General features: G+C 77.8%; 17 protein-coding genes. 14 read left to right on the top strand and 3 right to left on the bottom strand.

The window, feature by feature from the left end:
- The first annotated feature begins 27 nt into the window (after positions 1–27).
- The 3 genes from dinB to DQ238_RS15755 all read left to right on the top strand — a co-directional run bounded on the left by dinB (position 28) and on the right by DQ238_RS15755 (position 2,357).
- Positions 28–1,245 carry a DNA polymerase IV gene (gene dinB, locus DQ238_RS15745; protein ID WP_113782210.1) on the top strand — a complete coding sequence of 406 codons (1,218 nt, stop codon included), beginning with the start codon at positions 28–30 and terminating at the stop codon, positions 1,243–1,245.
- Positions 1,246–1,567: 322 nt separating this feature from the next.
- The gene (locus tag DQ238_RS15750; protein WP_113782262.1) at positions 1,568–1,975 is read left to right on the top strand and encodes a DUF3040 domain-containing protein; all 408 of its coding nucleotides are present in this window, start codon (positions 1,568–1,570) and stop codon (positions 1,973–1,975) included.
- Between the two features lie 79 nt (positions 1,976–2,054).
- Positions 2,055–2,357, top strand: coding sequence for a DUF2750 domain-containing protein (locus tag DQ238_RS15755; protein WP_158550809.1), 303 nt, complete (start codon positions 2,055–2,057; stop codon positions 2,355–2,357).
- 44 nt (positions 2,358–2,401) lie between these two features.
- Here DQ238_RS15755 and DQ238_RS15760 read toward each other — a convergent pair whose 3' ends face one another.
- The 3 genes from DQ238_RS15760 to DQ238_RS15770 are packed head-to-tail and all read right to left on the bottom strand — an operon-like array spanning position 2,402 to position 7,145.
- Entirely contained in the window at positions 2,402–4,795 is a 2,394-nt protein-coding gene (locus tag DQ238_RS15760) for a DUF3488 and transglutaminase-like domain-containing protein (protein ID WP_113782211.1), read from the bottom strand.
- Positions 4,792–6,162 carry a DUF58 domain-containing protein gene (locus tag DQ238_RS15765; RefSeq protein WP_113782212.1) on the bottom strand — a complete coding sequence of 457 codons (1,371 nt, stop codon included), beginning with the start codon at positions 6,160–6,162 and terminating at the stop codon, positions 4,792–4,794. Before DQ238_RS15765 ends, DQ238_RS15760 begins: the two co-directional genes overlap by 4 nt.
- A gap of 2 nt (positions 6,163–6,164) precedes the next feature.
- Positions 6,165–7,145, bottom strand: coding sequence for a MoxR family ATPase (locus tag DQ238_RS15770; RefSeq protein ID WP_113782213.1), 981 nt, complete (start codon positions 7,143–7,145; stop codon positions 6,165–6,167).
- 493 nt (positions 7,146–7,638) lie between these two features.
- Between DQ238_RS15770 and mraZ the strand changes: the two genes are divergently transcribed.
- From mraZ to DQ238_RS15825, 11 genes are all read left to right on the top strand, one after another.
- The gene (gene mraZ / locus DQ238_RS15775) at positions 7,639–8,073 is read left to right on the top strand and encodes a division/cell wall cluster transcriptional repressor MraZ (protein ID WP_113782214.1); all 435 of its coding nucleotides are present in this window, start codon (positions 7,639–7,641) and stop codon (positions 8,071–8,073) included.
- Between the two features lie 414 nt (positions 8,074–8,487).
- Positions 8,488–9,465, top strand: a complete 978-nt coding sequence (rsmH, locus tag DQ238_RS15780; RefSeq protein ID WP_113782215.1) for a 16S rRNA (cytosine(1402)-N(4))-methyltransferase RsmH — start codon at positions 8,488–8,490, stop codon at positions 9,463–9,465.
- Positions 9,462–10,037: a hypothetical protein gene (locus tag DQ238_RS15785; protein ID WP_113782216.1), complete on the top strand. Its 576-nt coding sequence runs from the start codon at positions 9,462–9,464 to the stop codon at positions 10,035–10,037. Before rsmH ends, DQ238_RS15785 begins: the two co-directional genes overlap by 4 nt.
- 3 nt (positions 10,038–10,040) lie before the next feature.
- A complete protein-coding gene (locus tag DQ238_RS15790) occupies positions 10,041–11,864 on the top strand; it encodes a penicillin-binding protein 2 (RefSeq protein WP_113782217.1) in 1,824 nt (607 codons plus the stop codon).
- 92 nt (positions 11,865–11,956) lie between these two features.
- On the top strand, positions 11,957–13,537 hold the full coding sequence (locus DQ238_RS15795) for a UDP-N-acetylmuramoyl-L-alanyl-D-glutamate--2,6-diaminopimelate ligase (protein ID WP_113782218.1): 1,581 nt from the start codon (positions 11,957–11,959) through the stop codon (positions 13,535–13,537).
- A gap of 73 nt (positions 13,538–13,610) precedes the next feature.
- Positions 13,611–14,999 carry a UDP-N-acetylmuramoyl-tripeptide--D-alanyl-D-alanine ligase gene (murF, locus tag DQ238_RS15800; RefSeq protein ID WP_113782219.1) on the top strand — a complete coding sequence of 463 codons (1,389 nt, stop codon included), beginning with the start codon at positions 13,611–13,613 and terminating at the stop codon, positions 14,997–14,999.
- On the top strand, positions 14,996–16,075 hold the full coding sequence (gene mraY / locus DQ238_RS15805) for a phospho-N-acetylmuramoyl-pentapeptide-transferase (protein ID WP_113782220.1): 1,080 nt from the start codon (positions 14,996–14,998) through the stop codon (positions 16,073–16,075). Before murF ends, mraY begins: the two co-directional genes overlap by 4 nt.
- A 185-nt stretch (positions 16,076–16,260) precedes the next feature.
- On the top strand, positions 16,261–17,784 hold the full coding sequence (gene ftsW, locus DQ238_RS15810) for a putative lipid II flippase FtsW (RefSeq protein ID WP_113782221.1): 1,524 nt from the start codon (positions 16,261–16,263) through the stop codon (positions 17,782–17,784).
- Between the two features lie 71 nt (positions 17,785–17,855).
- Entirely contained in the window at positions 17,856–18,905 is a 1,050-nt protein-coding gene (murG, locus tag DQ238_RS15815) for an undecaprenyldiphospho-muramoylpentapeptide beta-N-acetylglucosaminyltransferase (RefSeq protein WP_370447524.1), read from the top strand.
- A complete protein-coding gene (murC, locus tag DQ238_RS15820; RefSeq protein WP_113782223.1) occupies positions 18,902–20,353 on the top strand; it encodes a UDP-N-acetylmuramate--L-alanine ligase in 1,452 nt (483 codons plus the stop codon). The genes murG and murC overlap by 4 nt, the downstream gene beginning before the upstream one ends.
- The gene (locus DQ238_RS15825) at positions 20,350–21,174 is read left to right on the top strand and encodes a cell division protein FtsQ/DivIB (protein ID WP_233496009.1); all 825 of its coding nucleotides are present in this window, start codon (positions 20,350–20,352) and stop codon (positions 21,172–21,174) included. Before murC ends, DQ238_RS15825 begins: the two co-directional genes overlap by 4 nt.
- The last annotated feature ends 168 nt before the right edge of the window (positions 21,175–21,342 follow it).

The raw sequence follows: 21,342 nt of genomic DNA on the forward strand, positions 1-21,342 counted from the left end.
GTTCGACCAGCGGGGAGAGGGGACGGGATGCCGTCGTCGGGCCGTGCCGTGCCGTCGCGGGCTCCGGGGTGCAGCGTCCTGCACGTCGACATGGACGCGTTCTTCGCCAGCGTCGAGGTGCGCCGCCGTCCCGAGCTGGCCGGCACGCCGGTGATCGTCGGCGGGGCCGGCAGCCGCGGGGTGGTCACCTCGGCCACCTACGAGGCGCGCCGGTACGGCGTGCACTCGGCCATGCCGACCGCCCGCGCGCTGCGGCTGTGCCCCACGGCGACGGTGCTGCCGGGGGACACGGCCCTCTACACCGAGGTGTCCCGGGCGGTCATGGCGCTGTTCCGCTCGATCACCCCGCTGGTGGAGCCGTTGAGCCTGGACGAGGCGTTCCTCGACGTCTCCGGGGCCGGCCGCCGGCTCGGCGACGCCGCCGAGGTCGGCGAGTACCTGCGCGCCCGCGTCTACGACGAGCAGGGCATCACCTGCTCGGTGGGCGTGGCCGCCACCTTGTTCGTGGCCAAGCTGGCCTCCACCCGCGCCAAGCCCGACGGGCTGCTCGTCGTCCGGCCGGCCGAGGTCATCGGGTTCCTGCACCCGCTGCCGGTGGGCGCGCTGTGGGGGGTGGGCGCCCGGACCGAGGAGGTGCTGCTGCGGCTGGGGCTGCGCACCGTGGGCGACCTCGCCCACGTACCGGTCCGCACGCTGCAGCGGGCGCTGGGCCCCGCGGCGGGCGCCCACCTGCACGAGCTGTCGTGGGGCCGCGACCCGCGCCGGGTGGTGCCCGACGAGCCGGAGCGGTCGGCCGGGCACGAGGAGACCTTCGCCAGGGACGTCGACGACCCGGCCGTCGTCCACCGGGAGCTGCTGCGGCTGGCGGAGCGGACGGCGGCCCGGCTGCGCGCCGGTGGCTGCCTGGCCCGCACGGTGAGCATCAAGGTGCGCTTCGCCGACTTCGCCACGATCACCCGGTCGCGCACCCTCGACGTCCCCACCGACGTCGGGCAGGAGCTCTACGAGACCGCCCGCGGGCTGTTCGACGCGCTGGGCCTGGACCGGGCGCGGATCCGGCTGGTCGGCGTGCGCGCCGAGCGCCTGGTGGCGGCCGGGTCGACGCCCCGGCAGCTGGAGCTGGGCGCCCGCGAGCGCGGCCGCCGGGAGGCCGAGCTGGCCGCCGACCGGGCCGCTCGCCGGTTCGGCGCCGGCGCGGTGCGCCCGGCGACCCTGCTGCACCGCGACGGGCACCCCTCTCCATGACACCGCCCCCGATGACACCGCCCCCGATGACACCGCCCCCGACGACACCGCCCCCGACGACACCGCCCCCGACGACACCACTCCCGACGACACCGCTCCCGACGACACCGCCCCGACGACACGCCGGCCGGTGGGGTGCCCCGGGGAACCCCGGCCGGCGCCCGTTCGTGCACACCGGCGAGGCCGCGACCACCCCCGGGAGTGATCACGGCGGGTCGATCGCGGCCCGCCTTTCGCGCCCCGCGGAGGGCTCGTATCCTCGGTGTCACCGACGGTTCACCCCGCCGTCGGGTCTTCGGCTATGGCCCACATGGAGGTCGACGTGCCGCTCTCCGAGCACGAGCAGCGACTGCTGGAGCAGATCGAGCGCGCCCTCGTCGATGACGATCCCAAGTTCGCCTCGTCGGTCCGCAGCGGTGACCGCCGGATCAAGGCCCGCCGCCGGCTGCAGATTGGTGCCCTGCTGGTCCTGGTCGGGATGGCCGTCCTCGTCGGTGGCGCCGTCGCCCCGTCGGTGCCCCTCGGCGTCCTCGGCTTCCTGGTCGCCTTCGGCGGCCTCATCCTCGCCGTCCTCAACTACCGGTCCGCCACCGGTGCGGTCGAGGCCGGGGCCTCCGCTCCCGCGGGCAGCAGCGCGTCCGGGCGCAGCGGCCGTCGCGGCGGCAGGGCCCGCCGGCAGCCGCTCAAGAACCGCCTGGAGGAGCGCTTCCGCCGCCGCTACGACCAGTAACCGACAGACCCCTCCCGACAGCCGCCGTCCGCGCCGGACGGCGGCTGTCGTGCACCAGGGGCCGCAGAGGAGGAGTCCGGTGCCGCAGGAGCGGCTGTGGCGGCAGGTGGCCGCCCAGCGCGGGCTGTGGGGGTGGGGGGACGCCGACGGCGTCGTCCCGTGGAGCGACGACGAGGGGCGCGAGGCCGTTCCGCTGTGGACCTCCCCTGAGCCGGCCGAGGCGGAGTCCCGGGCCGGCGCGGAGCCGGGCGAGGCGCCGGTGTTCCTCGACCTCGACACCCTGCTCGACGCGGTCGGGGACTGGCTGGCGGCCGGGGTGACGCTGGCGACCCTGCGGTCCGAGGACGGGCGCCGGCTGCCGGTGCCGCTGGGGCCGAGCTGACCGAACGGCTCCTGCGCCTGCAGGTCGACCGGCCGTCCTGACGGTCAGCCGCGTGCCGGGGTGCGCCGCCCGGCTCCCGGCCGCGGCACCCGCGCCGCGGCGTCGCGCAGGCCGGCGAACAGGGAGGGCGGCAGCAGCAGCGCGCGCAGCCGGGCCGACCGCGGCGCTCCGGCCAGCAGCCCGCGGCGGGCCGTGTCCAGCGCCGCGCGCAGCTCCGGCCCGACCGCCGGGGCCGACCGCGCGTAGCTGGCCGCCTCCTCCGCCCGGGCCAGGCGCGCCACGGCGTCGGCCAGCGCCGGTGCCGGCGCCTGCCGGTGCCGGTGCGCACCCCCCGTACCGCGCGAGCCGACGGCGCCGGCCAGCTGCGCGGCCACCTGCCGCGGGGTCCGCGCCGGGTCCATCGCCCGGCCGAGGTCGAGCGCCGTGGCCGACAGCTCGTCCCACAACGCGGCCGCGCTGCCGGCGGCCAGCCGGCGCCGCCGCTGCAGGACCCGCAGCCCGGCCGGCACCGCGGCCAGCGCGAGCGCGACCAGGACGACGGCGGCGGCGCGCAGCACCGGCCCCAGCCGGTCCGGGCCCTGCGGGGTGGCCTGCGGCAGCGGCGCGTCCTGCGGTGCGGGCTCGGCCTGCGGCGCCGGGGCCACCGGTGCGGGCGCGGGTGCCGCCGTGGGGGCGGTGCGGGGGTCGACCTCCTGGTCCTGCACCCGCGGCGCCCACGGCAGGTCCACCGCGCGGTCGGCGTCGATGGGGGTGGGGTCGAACGGCACCCACCCGATGTCGTCGAAGTACACCTCCACCCAGGCGTGCGCGTCGTCGCTGGTGACCAGCCGGCTGCCGTCGGGCTGCGTCGTGCCGGGCGTGTACCCGAGCACCACCCGCGCCGGGACGCCGGCCGCGCGGACCAGCACCGCCATCGCCCCGGCGTACTGCTCGCAGTAGCCCTGGCGCAGCCGGAGGAAGTCGGCGAGGTCGTCCCCGCTGGTGCCCGGCGCGGTGGACAGCGAGTAGCGGTAGCCGCTGGCCGGGTCGGTGAAGTGCCGGTAGACCGCCTGCACCCGCTCGTAGGGCGTGCCCAGCCCGGCGGTCAGCGAGGTCACCAGGTCGGTCACGCTCGGGTCGAGGGGCGGCAGGGCGGTGTAGCGCTGCACCAGCGGCAGGCCGGGCGGCAGCGGGCCCGCGGCGGCCAGATCGTCCCCGGTGGGCCGCGGTTCCACGGCCGACACCGACCAGGTCAGGCCCGCGGTGCTCACGTCCCGGCCGAAGACGGTGCCCGTGCCGGGGTCGAAACGCCACCGGTCGGGGTCGGCCACGCTCACCGACAGGGGCGAGTACAGCAGCGGCAGGAAGCGGTCCTCGTGACCCAGCGCGGTGAGCACCGCGTCGACCGGGCGGCCGGTGCGCCGCCCGGGCAGCGGGGCCAGCTCCCGGTCGTCGGCGACCGAGGCCTCGCCGTCGAGGTTGCCCACCGTCCAGCCGGCGTCGGCGTCGTAGACCTCCAGGGCCACCACCCGCAGGTAGCCGGGGTCGGCGACCGAGGCGTTGACGCGCAGCAGGTCGACCGGCTCGTCGAGGGTCAGCTGGCCCTGCAGCGCGGCGGCCGGGTCGAGGGCGGTCCCGGTCGACCCCCCGCCGCCGGCCCCGCCGATCCCGCCGGCCAAGCGGCCCTCGGTCAGGGTCGGGACGACGGCGCCGACGAGCAACCCCACCGCGACGGCCACCGCGCCGGTGCGGACGGCCGTCAGCGTCCCCGTGCCCAGCAGCGGACGGGGCCCCTCCGCGGCGCGCCGGCCCAGCCGACGGTGCTGGTCGGCCCACAGCAGCAGCGCCAACCCGGCCGCGGGGGCGACCACCGGCAGCGCGCCGATCGTGCCGGTCACCGTGCTCACCGGCACGCAGAACAGGACGAGCAGCCCCAGCCCGGCCAGCGCCGGTTGCCGGCCGCCGACCGCGACCAGGTCGACGAGCACGGCCACCAGGCCGGCGAGCACCGTGGTCAGCGCCAGCAGACCGGTCAGCGGCAGCGCGGGCGTGGCCTGCTCGCGCAGCTCCACCGTGCCGTCGGTGAGCACCGACGTCAGGTCGGTCAGGCTCGCGCCGGTCGGGAACCAGCCGAGGTCGGCCCGGGCGGGCGCGAACAGCGCGGTGAGCACGCAGACCAGCACGGCCAGCTGGCCGACCGGGACGAGCGCGACGGCGAACCCGCCCCACCCGCCGGGCACCGGCCGGTCCCCGCCCAGCCGGGCCCACAGCGCGACGCCGGCCGTGCGCAGCAGCAGGCCGGTCGCGGCGACGGCGGCGACCGCCACGAGCACCGGCGGCAACCAGGACCGGTCGGTGAACACCGGCAGCAGCGCGCAGGCGCCCAGTGCGGTGGCCACCGCGGCGGCCAGCGTCGTCCCGGTGTCCTGCAGCAGGGCGCGGGCCGAGGCGGGGCTCACGTCGGCACCGCCCGGAGCCCGGGGGCCGCCGCGTCCGGCCGGCCCAGCCGCGCCCAGACCGAGGCGACCGGGTCCCCCGCGGCGGCGACGGCGACCTGCCAGCCGCCGGCGCGCAGCAGGTCCGCGGCGGCCCCCAGCTGGCGGGTGAGCTCGCCGTGAGCCGATGCACCGACCGGCCGCCGTCCCCGCTGCGCGCCGGCCGCGGCCCAGCTGCCCACGTCGGCGAGCACGGCCAGGTCGGTCGACGGGCCGGACCGGGCCCGGACCAGCTCGACCGCCTCGTCCGGGCCGATCGCGCCGAGCAGCGCGACGACCGGCCCGTCGCCGGCCGCCCGGGTGAGCAGCTCGATCCCCGGGCCCAGGCCCGACAGCCGCGACGGCGTCACCCCGGCGAGCCGGTCGAGCAGCTCGCCGGATCCCAGCCCGGCGGCGTGCTCGGCGGGGGCCAGCTCCAGGGCGTCGGTCACCACCCGCAGCGTCGCGCCGCGCTCGACCAGCGCGGTGCCGATGCTGGCCGCCGCCTCGACCAGCCACTCGAGGCTGTCCGGCGGAGGGGCGTCGGCCCGCGCGGTGGCGGCGCGGGAGTCGGCGGCGTGCCCGCGGGCGAGCAGGTGCGCGCGGGCCCGGGTGTCGAGCAGCAGGGTCGCCTGCGCTCGCCACGGCCGCTCCTCCAGGCGCACCATCAGCTCCCCGGTGCGCGCCGTCGCCCGCCAGTGCACCTTGCGCAGGTCGTCGCCCTGCCGGTAGGGCCGGGTGCTGACGTCGTCCTCGCCGTGGACGGCGATCGAGCGGCGCGCACCCGCCCCGCCGCCCTCGTGCCCGCCGACCGGGCCGCCCGGCCCCAGCGGCACGACCCGCGGCACCACGGTCAGCGGCGCGCTGTCGGCGCCGGCGACCGTGCGCAGCACCAGCCCGAACGGGTCCACCAGGCGCAGCCGCAGCGGCCCGAGCCGGTAGCGGCCGCGCCGACCGCCGTGCACCCGGTAGTGCACGGCGGCGCTCCCCCCGCCGTGCAGCCGGTCCACCACGAACTCCGGCGAGCGCCCCAGCTCCGGCGGCACCGTCTCGGCCAGCAGCCACAGCCCGCCGGTGCCCCGGCCGGCGTTGGTGACCTCCAGCCGCACCTCGGCGTCCCCGCCCCGGGGCACGCGGGCGGGGGTGACCGTGCGGCGGGAGGCGACCCGGAACCGGCGCCGGGCCACCGCGGCCGCCGACAGCAGCGGCAGCGCCAGCACGAAGACGGCGACCTGCACCAGCGGGCGCTCACCGAGCACCACTCCGAGCAGGAGGAGGGTGAGCCCGGCGGCGACCAGGCACCGACCCCGCAGGGTCAGGGAGGCCAGCGCCGTGGCGACCGGTCCGCGCACGGTCAGCGTCCGCGCAGCACCGGGACGGCCGCCAGCAGGTCGGTCACCACCTGCTCGGCGCCGCGCCGCGCGGCCGCGGCGTCGGGGGTGAGCAGCAGGCGGTGCGCCAGGACCGGGACGGCGACGCTCTGGACGTCGTCCGGCAGGACGTGGTCGCGCCCGGCCAGCGCCGCGGCCGCCCGGGCGGTGCGCAGCAGCTGCAGCCCGGCGCGCGGCGAGGCGCCCAGCCGCAGGTCGGGGGAGCGGCGGGTGGCCTCCACCAGGGACACCACGTAGCGGCGGACCGGCTCGGAGACGTGCAGCCGGCCGACGGCGGCGACCAGCGCCCGCACCCCCGCGGCGTCGGCCACGGGGGCGAGCGAGGCCAGCGGGTCGCTGGTGACCAGGTCGTCGAGCATCGCCAGCTCGGCCTCGCGGTCGGGGTAACCCATGGAGACCCGCGCGGTGAACCGGTCGCGCTGGGCCTCCGGGAGCGGATAGGTCCCCTCCATCTCGATGGGGTTCTGGGTGGCCACCACGAGGAACGGGCGGGCCAGCTCGTAGCTGACGCCGTCCACGGTGACCTGCCGCTCCTCCATGCACTCCAGCAGCGCCGACTGCGTCTTGGGCGAGGCCCGGTTGATCTCGTCGGCCACCACGACGTTGGCGAACACCGCGCCCGGCTTGAACTCGAACGCGCGGCTCTCCTGGTCGTAGACCGCCACGCCGGTGACGTCGCTGGGCAGCAGGTCGGGCGTGAACTGGATGCGCCGCACGGTCGCGTCGATCGAGGCGGCCAGCGCCTTGGCCAGGGTGGTCTTGCCGACCCCCGGCACGTCCTCGACCAGCAGGTGGCCCTCGGCCAGCAGGACGACCAGCGCCAGGCGGACGACGTCGGGCTTGCCGTGGACGACGCGGGCGACGTTCGCCGCGATGCGGGCGCCCTCGGCCGCGACGTCGACCGCGGAGCCGGTGCCGTCGGCGGTGCGGGTCACCTCCGTCACGTGTCCTCCTCCCTGGTGTTCTCCCTGGGGTCCTGGTGTTCTCCCTGGGGTCCTGGTGTTCTCCCTGGGGTCCCTCCCGCCCGACGGTGCGGTGCGTCCCCGGTGACCCCGCGGGCTCAGGCCGCCGACCAACGGTACGTGTCCGGCCGCGTCCCGGGCGCAGCGTGCGGTGCCGCCAGGGGTGCGGGGCGGCAGCAGCGCGGGCCGGAGCGCCGACGTCCCCCGCCGTCCCCCGCCGTGCCGCCGCGACCGTCGGCGACGACCGGCCGGGCCGGGCGTGGCGGGTCACGGCCCCACCCGGCCCCACCCGCCGGACCCGAGCGGCCGATGACGCGCTGACCTGCGGGTCGAGCGGTGGGGACGGTCGGTCACGACATGGTGTCGAGTGGTGTCCGGTGGGGCGCAGTGGGCTAATGTGTGGCTTGGTGGGGAGGTAGGACTCGGCATCGGGTCCGTGCACAGCCGGGGGAGGACCAGTGGGGGAGGTGATCCGGTGTTCGTCGGCAGCTATCCGCTGCGGCTCGACGACAAGGGCCGGCTCGCGCTCCCGGTCCGCTTCCGCGAGCAGGTGGCCGACGGCATGGTGATCAAGAAGGGCCAGGAGCGCTGCGTCTACGGCCTCACCCTGGCCCGCGTCACCGAGATCAGCCGCGCCGCCGCCGCGATGGCCCCCTCCGACACCGCCGCGGCCCGCATGCGGGCCCGCATGAGCTTCGGGTCGATGGTCGAGGTCGAGCCGGACAAGGCCGGCCGCATCACCATCCCGGCCGGCCTGCGCCAGTACGCCGGCCTCGACCGCGACGTCGTCGTGGTCGGCGTCGACACCCGCTTCGAGATCTGGGACGCCGTCACCTGGGACGCCTACGTGGCCGAGCAGGAGGCCGGCTACGCCGAGATGGAGAGCGAGGGGATGCCCACACTCTCCTGATCCGACGCCCGTACCCGTTGCGACCCCCTCCGGGCCCGACGCCGACCGAGCCGACTTCCCCGCGGCTCGACCGGACCGGCCCGAGCCACCTTCCCCGCGGCTCGGACCCCTCCCGGCACGGAGGACACGCACCGCCCGCCCGGGGCCGCCGGCGACCGACCGGCGCGGACTCCCGGCATCCCCGCGGGGCACCACCTGACGCACTTCCCCGGCGCCAGGCGGGCCCCGCGGGGGCGGGCCGGCGGAACGCCCCCCGCGTCCCCACCCCACTCCCTCCGGCACCGACCGCGGCCGGCGAAACGCCCGCCGCCCTCCACCCACCCAGCACCGCCCCGCGCCACCATGGACGGGCCGCCACGCCTCGCGACCGCGATCGCCCCCGAGGCCCCCCGACCCGTTCAGGAGCAGTCGACGATGAGCAGACCTGCGCCGGCGCCGTCCGCGGTGCACGTGCCCGTCCTGCTCGAGCGGGTCGCCGCGCTGCTGGGCCCGGCCTGCGCCCTCGACGGCGCCGTCCTGGTCGACGCCACCCTCGGCCTGGCCGGGCACTCGCTGGCGCTGCTGCGGGCGCACCCCGGGCTGCGGCTGGTCGGCCTGGACCGCGACCCCGACGCCCGCGCCGAGGCCGCCCGCCGGCTGGCCGCCGCCAGCCTCGCCGACCGCGCCACCGTCGTCCCCGCCGTCTTCGACGAGCTGCCCGGCGTGCTCGACCGCCTCGGCGTCGAGCAGGTGCAGGCGGTGCTGTTCGACCTCGGCGTCTCCTCCCTGCAGCTGGACCGGCCCGACCGCGGCTTCAGCTACGCCGCCGACGCGCCCCTGGACATGCGGATGGACCCCGGCGCGCCGCGCACCGCCGCCGACGTCGTCAACAGCTACCCCGTCGCCGAGCTCGCCCGGGTGCTGCGCGTCCACGGCGAGGAGCGCTTCGCCACCCGCATCGCCCGGGCCATCGAGCGGGAGCGGGCCCGCGAGCCGTTCACCCGCACCGGCCGGCTGGCCGAGCTCGTGCGCGCCTCGATCCCCGCCGCCACCCGGCGCACCGGCGGCCACCCGGCCAAGCGGACCTTCCAGGCCCTGCGGATCGAGGTCAACGACGAGCTCGGCGCGCTGGCGCGGGCCCTGCCGGCGGCGATCGAGGCGCTGGCCGTGGGCGGGCGGATCGCGGTCATCACCTTCCACTCGCTCGAGGACCGGATCGTCAAGCAGACCCTCGCCGCCGGGGCGACCGACCGCACCCCGCCGGAGCTGCCCGTGCCGCTGCCCGGGCACGGCCCGACGTTGCGGCTGCTCACCCGCGGCGGCGAGGCGCCGGCCGCGGCGGAGGTCGCGGCCAACCCGCGGGCCGCCTCGGCCCGGGTGCGGGCCGCCGAGCGCATCCGGCGGGCCGCATGAGCGCCACGGCCCGCGCGGCGGGCCTGCCGCCGGAGGACCGCCCCGCCCGGACGCCGCTGGCCGCCGTCCACCCGGCACCCCGGGCCCCCGAGGTCCGGCCGGACGAGACGCGGCCGGGCGGCGCGCACACCGCACCGGTCCGCACCGGCTCCCTGCGCAGCCGACCGACCCGGGCGACCGGTCCGGTCGCCCGCGCCTCGGCGGCGTCGGCCGTCCGCGGGCGGGGCGTCGCCGGCGCCCGCCGCGCGCCGTTCGTGCTGCTCGTCGTGGCGCTGCTGGTGGCGACCACGCTCGGGCTGCTGTTCCTCAACACCGCCATCGCGGTCGACTCGCTCAAGGCCACCCAGCTCGCGGCCGCCAACGAGGACCGCACCCAGGAGGTCCAGCGGCTCGAACAGCAGGTCATCGCCGGCGACACGCCCGCCTCCCTCGCCGCCACGGCGGCGGCGGCCGGCCTGGTGCCCGCCGGCGCGGCCGCCTACCTGGTCATCGGCGACGACGGCAGCGTCACCCTCCGCGGGCGGCCGGTGCCGGCCCCGGCCGCGGCTCCCCGGCCCCGCAGCGGGGGCTGACCCGTGGCGACCGCGGTCCGCCCGCCCGCACCCGGCCGGCGCGCCGGTGACCGCACCCCGCGGCGGGGTGCCAGCCCGGCCGGCGCCTTCGTGCCCCGCCGCCAGCCGGGCAGCCGGCGCCTCGGCGGACTGCGCCCCAGCCGCCGCCGGCTCACCCTCGGGCTGGTGCTGGTCGTCGTCCCGCTGTTGGCGATCACGGGCAAGCTGGTGCTGCTGCAGGGCGTGGACGCCGGCGACTACGCCACCGCGGCCGCGCAGGACCGGCTGCGCAGCGACCCGATCCCCGCGCTGCGCGGCCAGGTGGTCGACCGCGACGGCCGCCCGCTGGCCTACACCGTCGACGCCTCCCGGGTGGTCGCCGACCCGACCGTCGTCGCCGACCCCGCCCGGACGGCGCTGGCGCTGACCACGCTGCTCGACGTCCCGGTCTCCGAGCTGACCGCGCGGCTGTCCGAGGACAGCCGCTACGTGGTCCTGGCCGCGCAGGTCCCGCCGGAGACCGTCGACGCGATCGACGAGCTGGGCCTGGCCGGCATCACCGCCGAGGACGACCCGCAGCGGCTCTACCCGGAGGGCGCCGTCGGCGGCCAGGTGGTCGGCTTCGTCGGCCGGGACGGCGACGGGCTGGCCGGCATCGAGCAGACCTTCGACGCCCAGCTGGCCGGCACCCCGGGGCAGCGGCGGGTCGAGGTGGGCAGCGGCGGCCACCCGATCCCCTCGGGCATCGACGAGTCGACCGCCGCCGTCGACGGCGCCACCGTGCAGCTCACCGTCGACGCCGACCTGCAGTTCGCCGTAGAGCAGCAGCTGGGCCAGGCCTGCTCCGACGGCGCCACCACCCGCGCCTCCGCCGTCGTCCTCGAGGTGCACACCGGGCACGTCGCGGCCATGGGCTCGTGTCCCGGCTACCACCCCGGCAACTCCGCGAAGACGAACCCGGACCTGCTGGGCAACCCGGTGGTCTCCGACGTCTTCGAGCCCGGCTCGGTGATGAAGGCGGTCACCCTCGCCGCCGCCCTGGAAGAGGGCAAGGCCACCCCGGACACCGTGCTCACCGTCGACGGGCACATCCAGGCCGGCGACAAGGTGGTCACCGACGCGCACGACCACGCGCCGATCGACTGGACGGTGACCGGCATCCTCGCCAAGTCCAGCAACGTGGGCACGATCATGCTCGCCCGCGAGGTCGGGGACGCCGAGCTCGAGCACTACCTGCGGGCCTTCGGCGTCGGCAGCGCCACCGGCGTCGAGCTGCCCGGCGAGAGCGCCGGCATCCTGCAGGACTCCGCGGACTGGACCGCCAGCCGGGCGGCCAACGTCCCCATCGGGCAGGGCGTGTCGGTGACCACCCTGCAGATGGCCTCGGTCTACCAGGCGATCGCCAACGACGGCGTGCGCATCCCGCCGCGGGTGGTCGCCTCGGTCGGCGGGAAGGCGCCCGAGGCCCCGGAGCCGACCCGGGTGGTGAGCGGGGCCACCGCCGAGCAGATGGCCTACGTGCTCGAGGCCGTCGTCGGCCCGGGCGGGACGGCGCCGCTGGCCCAGATCGATGGCTTCCGGGTGGCCGGCAAGACCGGCACCGCGCAGCGGGCCAACCCCGCCTGCGGCTGCTACACCGGCGGCGGCTACGTGACCACGTTCGTCGGCTTCGCCCCGGCCGACGACCCGCAGTACGTCGTCGCCGTCGACCTGGAGCGGCCGACCAGCTCGGCCGAGGGCGGCCAGGTCGCCGCGCCCGTCTTCGCCGACATCATGCGCCGGACGCTGACCGCGGGCGGGATCGTCCCGTCCGGGACGCCGCGCCCCGCCTTCCGGCTCACCGGTTGACCGACCCCCCTGCCCCCCGCCACCGGCAGGCTCGCGGCGCCCCGCGTGTGGGCGGCGGGCCGGCCCGGGGCCCGGCGGTAGATTGGCGCCCCGTGAGCACGCGCGGGAGGGGGTCGGGGCACCGGCCGGCGGGCACCGGCCCCCTGACCCTCGCCGCGCTCGCCGACCTCGTCGGCGCCCCCGTGCAGGGCGATCCCGGCACGACGGTCAGCGGGGTCACCCTCGCCTCGGCCGAGGTCGCGCCGGGGGACCTCTACGCCGCCCTGCCCGGCGCCCGCACCCACGGCGCCCGGTTCGCCGTCGACGCCGCCGCCCGCGGCGCGGCCGCCGTCCTCACCGACCCGGCCGGCCGGGAGTCCGCCTGCGCCACCGGCGTGGCCGTCTGCGTCGTCGACGACCCCCGTGCGGTGCTCGGCGCCGTCGCCGCCCGCGTGTACGGCGAGCCGGCCCGGCGGTTGCAGGTCGTCGGCGTCACCGGCACCAACGGCAAGACGACGACGAGCTACCTGGTGGAGGCCGGCCTGGTGGCCGCCGGCCGCGGCACCGGCCTGATCGGCACCGTGGAGACCCGCACCCGCGGCCGCGCCGACGACGGGTCGCCGACGGTCACCGCCCTGCCCAGCGTGCGGACGACGCCCGAGGCCCCCGCCCTGCAGGCGCTGCTGGCCGGCATGGCCGACGCGGGCGTGCAGACGGTGGTCATGGAGGTCTCCAGCCACGCGCTGGTGCTCGGCCGCGTCGACGGCACCGCCTTCGCCGCCGCGGGCTTCACCAACCTCGGCCGCGACCACCTGGACTTCCACGCCGACCTCGAGGACTACTTCCGCGCCAAGGCCCGGCTCTTCGACGGCCGGGCCGCGGTCGAGGTCATCGACGTCGACGACCCGCACGGCCGGCGGCTGACCGGGCTGCTCGGCGGCCGGCGCCCGGTCACCGTCTCCACGCAGGGCGCGGACGCCGACTGGTGGGCCGCCGACGTGACCGTCGCCCCCGACGGCGGGTCGGCGTTCACCCTGCACGGCCCGGGCGGGCGCAGCTGGCCGGCGCAGGTGCGGCTGCCCGGGCGGTTCAACGTCGCCAACGCCGTCCTCGCCGTCGCCCTGCTCGACGCCGTCGGCGTGCCCGTCGAGGCGGCGCTGACCGGGCTGGCCGAGACGGTGGTGCCCGGTCGGATGGAGCCGGTGGACGCCGGGCAGCCGTTCGTGGCCGTCGTCGACTACGCGCACACCCCCGACGCGGTCGCCACCGCGCTGGCCGCGCTGCGCGCCGCCACCCCGGGGCGGGTCCTCACCGTGCTCGGCTGCGGCGGCGACCGCGACCCCGGCAAGCGCGCGGCCATGGGGGAGGCGGCGGCGCTGGGCAGCGACCTGCTCGTCGTCACCGACGACAACCCCCGCTCGGAGGACCCGGCCGCGATCCGGGCGGCGGTGCTGGCCGGCGTCCCCGCCGACCGGCGCGGCGCCGTGCTGGAGGTCGGCGACCGCCGCGCGGCGATCGCCGAGGCCGTGGCCCGCGCCCGGCCCGGCGACGCCGTCCTGGTGGCCGGCAAGGGCCACGAGACCGGCCAGGAGGCGGGCGGCACCCTGCACCCGTTCGACGACCGCGCCGTGCTGCGCTCGGCGTTGGAGGCCCTGGCGCGGCCGGCGCCGGCCGGAGTGGAGCCCCTTCCATGACCCAGCTCGCGAGGTCGGGCGAGTGCACGGCAGCCTGGAGCGCGGGGACGACGAGCGCCGGTGAGGAGACCCCGTGATCGCACTGAGCCTGGCCGAGGTGGCCGAGGCGGTGCGCGGGGAGCTGGCCGGCGGCGCCGGCGGCGTGACCGGGGTCACCGTCGACTCGCGCACCGTCACGCCCGGCGACCTGTTCGTCGCGGTGCCGGGGGAGCGGGTCGACGGCGCCGACTTCCTGGGGGCCGCCGCGGCCGCGGGCGCCGTCGCCGCGCTGACCCCCCGCCCGGACGACGCCCTGCCGTGCGTGCTCGTCGACGACCCGGTCGCCGCGCTCGGCCGGCTGGCCGCCGCCGTGCACGCCCGGCTCGCCGGGAACGGGCTGCGCACGCTGGCGATCACCGGCTCCTCGGGCAAGACCAGCACCAAGGACCTGCTCGGCCAGGTGCTGGCCGCCGCCGGAGCGACGGTGAGCCCGCCCGGGTCGTACAACAACGACATCGGCCTGCCGCTGACCGTGCTCGACGCCGACGCGGGCACCCGCTTCCTCGTCCTGGAGATGGGCGCGCGCGGGCCCGGGCACATCGCCCGCCTGTGCCGGGTGGCCCGGCCCGAGGTCGGGGTCGTGCTCAACGTCGGCTCGGCGCACCTGGGCGAGTTCGGCTCGCCCGAGGGCATCGCCGCGGCCAAGGGGGAGCTGGTCGAGGCGCTGCCGGCCGAGGGCACCGCCGTCCTCAACGCCGACGACCCGCGGGTCATCGGCATGGCGTCGCGCACCCGGGCCCGGGTGGTCACCACCGGCCGCGCCGCGGACGCCGACGTCCGCGCCGAGGGCGTCGCCCTCGACGAGGCCGGCCGGGCGCGGTTCACCCTCGTCGCCGGCGGCGCGCGCTGCGCGGTGCGGCTGCAGGTCGTCGGCGAGCACCAGGTCGCCAACGCGCTCGCGGCCGCCGGCGCCGCCCTGGCCGCCGGGATGGCGCCCGACGCGGTCGCCGCCGGGCTGTCGGCCGCCGTGCCGCGCAGCCGCTGGCGGATGGAGGTCACCCGCCGGGCCGACGGCGTGACCGTGGTCAACGACGCCTACAACGCCAACCCCGAGTCGATGCGCGCCGCGCTGGCGGCGCTGGCCGGCCTGCCCGCGCGGCGGCGGATCGCCGTCCTGGGCGGCATGGCCGAGCTGGGACCGGGCGCGGCCGCCGAGCACGAGCGGCTGGGCCGGGACGCCGTCGCCGCCGGGGTGGACCTGGTCGTGGCGGTCGGCCCCGACGCGGCAGGGACGGCCGACGGGGCGCTCGCCGCGGGTGCGCGCGAGAACGAGGGCGCGGTGCGCGTGCCGGACCGGGCAGCCGCCCGGGAACTGCTGATGGAGGTGCTGGTGCCCGGCGACGTCGTGCTGGTGAAGGCCAGCCGGTCCTACGGGCTCGAGGTGCTCGCGGCCGACCTGCTCGCCGCCGGGGCAGGCGCGTGAAGTCGGTCCTCATCGCCGCCGCGTTCGGCCTGGTGATCTCCATCCTCGCCACCCCGGTCGCCGTCCACCTGTTCCGCCGCAAGGGCTTCGGCCAGGAGATCCGGGACGACGGCCCGGAGAGCCACCTGTCGAAGAAGGGCACGCCCACCATGGGCGGCACCGTCATCGTCGGGGCGACGGTGGGCGCCTACCTCATCGCCCACCTGTTCCTCGTCACCCAACCCGGCCGCGGCATGACCGCCAGCGGGCTGCTGGTGCTGTTCCTCATGGTGGGGCTGGGCACCGTCGGGTTCCTCGACGACTACCTCAAGATCCGCTTCCGGCGCAGCCTGGGGCTGAACAAGACCGCCAAGCTGGTCGGCCAGCTGCTCGTCGGCGTGGCCTTCGCGGTGCTGGCGGTGAACTTCCCCGACGAGGCGGGCATCACCCCGGCCTCGACGTTCGTCTCCTACGTGCGCGACATCGCGCCGCTGGCGCTGGGCTCCATCGGGTTCGTGGTGCTGGCCTACCTGTACATCGCCGGCTTCTCCAACGCGGTGAACCTCACCGACGGCCTCGACGGGCTGGCCGCGGGCTGCTCGGCGATGGTCTGCGGCGCGTACACGGTCATCTCGTTCTGGCAGTTCACCCACGACTGCACCACCGGGCTGATCGACGGCTGCTACACGGTGCGCGACCCGCTCGACGTCACCCTCGTCGCCGCCGCCGGGCTGGGCGCCTGCCTCGGGTTCCTGTGGTGGAACACCAGCCCGGCGCGGATCTTCATGGGGGACACCGGGTCGCTGGCCCTCGGCGGTCTGCTGGCCGGCCTGGCGATCGTCACCCGCACCCAGCTGCTGCTGATCGTCCTCGGCGGGCTGTTCGTCGCGGTCACCCTCTCGGTGGTCATCCAGGTCGCGTTCTTCCGCGCGACCCGCCGCCGGGTGTTCCGGATGGCGCCGCTGCACCACCACTTCGAGCTGGCCGGCTGGACCGAGAACACCGTCATCGTCCGTTTCTGGCTGGTGACCGGGATGGCGGTGGCCTTCGGCCTCGGCCTGTTCTACGCCGACTGGCTCGCCTTCGCCGGCCTGTGAAGAAGGGAGAAGGACCCCGTCCCTCTCACCACTCGCACGCTCGTGGCGAGCCTCCGGACGGGGCCGCCCCCCGCGCCTCGCCCGCTCGACGCGGGCCCCATGAGGGCGGCCGTTCCAGCACCTCACCACCGCGACACGCCCCGTCGGTCCCCCGGGAGCCCGGCGCCACCGGCGACCATGGCCCGGTGGAGTCCACCGGCGTCCCGACCGCCCCCGGACGGCGCCGGACCGCGCCGACCGGGCGGAGGACGCCGGCTGCCCGGCTGACCCCTCCGGCCTGGCTCGACGGGCCCATGACCAGCTGCCACCTGGTCGTCGGCGCGGCCGGCATGCTCCTGGCCATCGGGCTGGTCATGGTCTTCTCCGCCTCGGCCATCGAGGCGGCGCTCAACCACCAGCCGGCCTGGCGGCCCGGTGTCGACCAGGTCGTGTTCGCCTGCATCGGGCTGGGCGCCCTGCTGGTCGCCGTCCGGCTGCCGGTCGGCCTCGTCCGCCGCTGGACCCCGCTCGCGCTGGTCGGGTCGGTGCTGCTGCTGGTCCTGGTGCTGGTCCCCGGGATCGGCGTGCGGCTCAACGGCTCCCGGGCCTGGATCGACCTGGGCGTCACCAGCTTCCAGCCCTCCGAGTTGGCCAAGCTGGTGTTCGCCCTGTGGGGCGCGCACGTCCTCGCCGTGCGGGAGCGCTTCCTCACCGTCCGGACGCTGCTGGTGCCCCTGCTGCCGGTCTTCGGCGTCCTGTCGTTCCTGCTGTACCGCGAGCCGGACTTCGGCGGGATCGTCAGCCTCGGGCTGGTGTTGGTCGGGCTGCTGTGGGCCGGGGGACTCCCCGGGCGCTGGTTCGCCAGCTTCGCCCTCCTCGGCGCGGGCGCAGTGGTCCTCCTGGTGGCCACCGCGAGCTACCGACTGGAGCGGGTCACCTCGTTCCTCGATCCCTTCGCCGATCCGTCGAACGCCGGCTTCCAGGCCATCCGCGGGTTCTACGCGCTGGCCACCGGGGGGCTGTGGGGCGTGGGCCTGGGCAACAGCGCGATGAAGTGGAACCTGCTGCCGGAGGCGGAGTCGGACTACATCTTCGCGATCATCGGTGAGGAGCTCGGCTTCCTCGGCTGCCTGGTGGTGATCACCCTCTACGCCGTGCTGGCCTACGCCGGCTTCCGGATCGCCCGCCGCTGCGCCGACCGCTTCGTGCAGCTGGCCAGCGTGGCCATCACCGTCTGGCTGGTCGGCCAGGCGGCGCTGAACATGGGCTACGTCGTCGGTCTGCTGCCGGTCACCGGCCTCACCCTGCCGCTGATCTCCGCCGGTGGCACCTCGCTGGTGCTCACCCTGTTCATCGTGGGGTTGCTCATCCGCTTCGCCCGCTCCGAGCCCGAGGCCATCGAGCACCAGCGTCGCCGCGACCGGGGCCGGCTGGCCCGGCTGCTGCTGCCGGTGCCGCAGCACGCGGTCGACCCGCTGCGCCCGCGCCGCGACCGCCGTCCCGAGCGCGGCGGCCGCGCCCCCGAGGGGGCGGCGGGGCGGCCCGCCGTCTCCGGCAGCCGCACCGTCGTCCGCGTCGCCCGGCCCGGGGCCCGCGACGCCGCCCGCGAGCGGGTGCCCGCCGGCCGGGAGCGGCGGGGCGACGGCCGCGGCCGGGTCCCCGAGGTCCGCCGGCAGCCGCCGCCGCGGGCCCGCTCCACCGCCCCCGAGCACCCGCGGCGGCCGCGGTGAGCGAACGAGACGGCACGGTGAGCCGCAGCGTGGTGCTCGCCGGGGGCGGCACCGGCGGGCACATCGAGCCGATGCTCGCCCTGGCCGACGCGCTGCGGCGCCGCGGTGCTCCTGCCCACCCACCCCTGCGGATCACCTGCCTGGGCACCGCCCGCGGCCTGGAGACCCGGCTGGTGCCGGCGCGCGGCTACGACCTGCGGCTGATCCCGCCGGTGCCGCTGCCGCGCACGCCCACCGTCGACCTGCTGCGGGTACCCGGCCGGGTGCGCCGCTCGGTGGCCGAGACGCGGACGCTGCTGCGGGAGCTGTCGGCCGACGTCGTCGTCGGCTTCGGCGGCTACGTGGCGCTGCCGGCCTACCTCGCCGCCCGCCGCGAGCGAGTGCCGGTCGTGGTGCACGAGCAGAACGCGCTGCCGGGCCTGGCCAACCGGGTCGGCGCCCGGCTGGCGGCCCGGGTGGCGGTGACCGTGCCCGGGACGCCGCTGCGCGGTGCCGAGTGCGTCGGCATGCCCCTGCGGACGACGATCAGCACGCTCGACCGCCCCGCCCGCCGGGCCGAGGCCCGCGCCGCCTTCGGTCTGGACGCCGACCGGCCCACGCTGCTGGTCGTCGGCGGGTCGCAGGGCGCGGCGTCGCTGAACCGGGCCGCCGCCGGCGCCGCCGACGCGCTCACCGCCGCCGGGGTGCAGGTGCTGCACGCCCGCGGGCCGAAGAACACCGACGTGACGGTCCCGTCCCGGGCGCCGGGCGGCGCGCCCTACGTCGTCGTCGACTACCTCGAGCGCATGGACCTCGCCTACGCCGCCGCCGACCTGGCCCTGTGCCGGGCGGGCGCGGTGACCGTGGCCGAGCTCTCGGCGGTGGGGCTGCCGGCGGTGTTCGTGCCGCTGCCCATCGGCAACGGCGAGCAGCGGCGCAACGCGCTGCCGGTCGTCGCGGCCGGGGGAGGACTGCTGGTGGACGACGCCGACCTGTCGCCGTCCTGGATCGAGGAGCACGTGATCCCGCTGGCCACCGACCCGGCCGCGCTGGCCCGGTACGCCGAGCACGCCGCCGCGGCCGGGTCGCGCGACGCCGACGAGCGGCTGGCCGACATCGTGCTGCAGGCGGCCGGGCGGTGAACGCCGCCGCGGTGGCCGCGTGGGCCGGGACGGTGCCCACGCCCGAGGAGCTCGGCGCCGTCCACTTCATCGGCATCGGCGGGGCCGGGATGAGCGGGATCGCGCGGATCCTGCTGGCCCGCGGCGTGCGTGTCTCGGGCAGCGACCGCCGCGACACCCCGACGCTGCTGGCGCTGCGCGCGCTCGGCGCCCGGGTGGAGGTGGGCCACGACCCGGCGCACCTCGGCGACGCCGACACCGTGGTGGTCTCCACCGCCGTCCGCGACGACAACCCCGAGCTCGCCGCCGCCCGCGCGCGGGACCTGCGGGTGCTGCCGCGGGCGGTGGCGCTGGCCGCGGTCATGGCCGGCAAGCGCAGCGTCGCGGTGGCCGGCACCCACGGCAAGACCTCGACCACCTCGATGCTCACCGTCGCCGTGCAGGCCTGCGGCGCCGACCCGTCGTTCGCCATCGGCGGCGACCTCAACGAGTCGGGCAGCAACGCGCACGCGGGGGAGGGCGACGTCTTCGTCGCCGAGGCCGACGAGAGCGACCGCTCCTTCCTGCTGCTGGCCCCGCACGGGGCGATCGTCACCAACGTCGAGGCCGACCACCTGGACAACTACGGCGACCTGGCCGCGGTGGAGGCCGCCTTCGACCGGTTCCTCGGCACGGTCGCTCCCGAGGGCTTCGTCGTCCTGTGCGCCGACGACCCCGGCTCGGCGCGGCTGCACGGGGTGCCCACCCCGGCGCGGGTGCGCACCTACGGCACCGCCGAGGACGCCGACCTGCGCGTGCTCGACGTCGAGGTCGGCCCGGACGCCACCGCGTGGACCGCCGTCCTCGACGGGGAGGTGCTCGGCCGGGTGCAGATCCGGGTGCCGGGGGAGCACATGGCCCGCAACAGCGCGGCCGCGCTGCTGGCCGGTCTCGAGCTGGGTCTGCCCGCCGAGGGGCTGGTCGCCGGGCTGGGCCGCTTCGGCGGGGTGCACCGCCGGTTCGAGCTCAAGGGCGCCGTCGGCGGCGTGCGGGTGTACGACGACTACGCCCACCACCCGACCGAGGTCGCCGCCCAGCTGCGGGCCGCGCGGGCGGTGGCCGGCGGGGGACGGCTGGTGGTCACCTTCCAGCCGCACCTGTACAGCCGCACGCGGGCGTTCGCCGCCGCGTTCGGCGCGGCGCTGGGGCTGGCCGACGAGGTCGTGGTCATGGACGTCTACGGCGCCCGGGAGGACCCGGTGCCCGGCGTGACCGGCGCGATGGTCGCCGACGCGGTCCCGCTGCCGGCCGAGCGGGTGCACTTCGAGCCGTCCTGGTCGGCCACCGCGCCGGCGCTGGCCGAGCGGGCGCGCCCGGGCGACCTGGTGATCACCATGGGCGCCGGCAACGTCTCCATGGTCGGCCCGGAGGTGCTGGCGGCCCTGCGCGCCCGGCAGGCGCCCGGCGACCCGGGGGACCCGGCCCGGTGAGCCGCTCGGGGACGACCACCCGCGACCGGGCGCGCGGTGCGGCGTCCTCGCGGGACGGGGCCGCTCCCCGGCCCGCCCGCCGGACCGGCGGTGCAGCTCGGGCACGACCGCGGCGCCGGGACACCCCCCGCGCCCGCCGTCGCCGGTGGTTCCTGCACGCCGGCGTCGCCGCCGCGGTGCTCGGCCTGCTGGCCTGGCTGCTGCTGGGCAGCCCCGTGCTCGCCGTCCACTCGGTGCAGGTGGACGGCGCGGCGACGCTGACCGACGCCGAGGTCGTCGAGGTGGCCGGCATCGCCGAGGGCACGCCGCTGCTGCGGGTCGACGTGGACGCCGCGCGCGCCCGCGTGGCGCGGCTGCCCCAGGTCGCCTCGGTCGAGGTGACCCGCGGGTGGCCGCGCAGCGTCGTCGTCACCGTGGTCGAGCGGATGCCGGTCGCCGTGGTGGACCAGGCCGGCACGCGGTCCCTGGTCGACGCCGACGGCGTGCTCTTCGACACGGTCACCGGCGACCCGCCGGCGGGCGTGGTCCCGCTGGACGTCACCTCCCCGGGCCCCGACGACCGGGCCACCCGGGCCGCGCTCGGCGCCCTCACCGCGCTGCCGGACGACGTGCGCGCCTCCGTCGCCGCCGCCTCCGCGCGCACCCCCGAGGACGTCCGGCTGACCCTCACCGACGGCACCACCGTGCTGTGGGGCAGCGCCGACGACGCGGGCGGGAAGGCCGCCGTCCTCGTCGCCCTGCTCGGCCAGCTGCACGCCGGCGCCCTCGACCCGGCCGGCACCATCGACGTCAGCGCACCGTCGGCGGTCGTGCTGCGCTGAAGAAGGGACCTCCCTGCCCCCCACCCCTCGCAGGCTCGCGCCAGGCCCCCTCCCGGGCACCGCCGGCCCCTCTGCAGGGTCCCGCTGCGAGCCTGCGAGCAGTGGGGGCAGAGGGGTCCTTCTCCGAGGGGTGGGCAGGAGGGGGTCCTTCTGCCTGCAGGGTGGCCT

It is taken from the genome of Geodermatophilus sp. TF02-6 (genome assembly GCF_003319115.1).
GTDB lineage: Bacteria > Actinomycetota > Actinomycetes > Mycobacteriales > Geodermatophilaceae > Geodermatophilus.

Bases quoted from the DNA above. Each gene is read 5' to 3' on its own strand.
- rsmH (WP_113782215.1), top strand. From the start codon at position 8,488: ATGAGCAGACCTGCGCCGGCGCCGTCCGCGGTGCACGTGCCCGTCCTG.
- murG (WP_370447524.1), top strand. From the start codon at position 17,856: ATGCTCGCCCTGGCCGACGCGCTGCGGCGCCGCGGTGCTCCTGCCCAC.
- dinB (WP_113782210.1), top strand. From the start codon at position 28: ATGCCGTCGTCGGGCCGTGCCGTGCCGTCGCGGGCTCCGGGGTGCAGC.
- DQ238_RS15785 (WP_113782216.1), top strand. From the start codon at position 9,462: ATGAGCGCCACGGCCCGCGCGGCGGGCCTGCCGCCGGAGGACCGCCCC.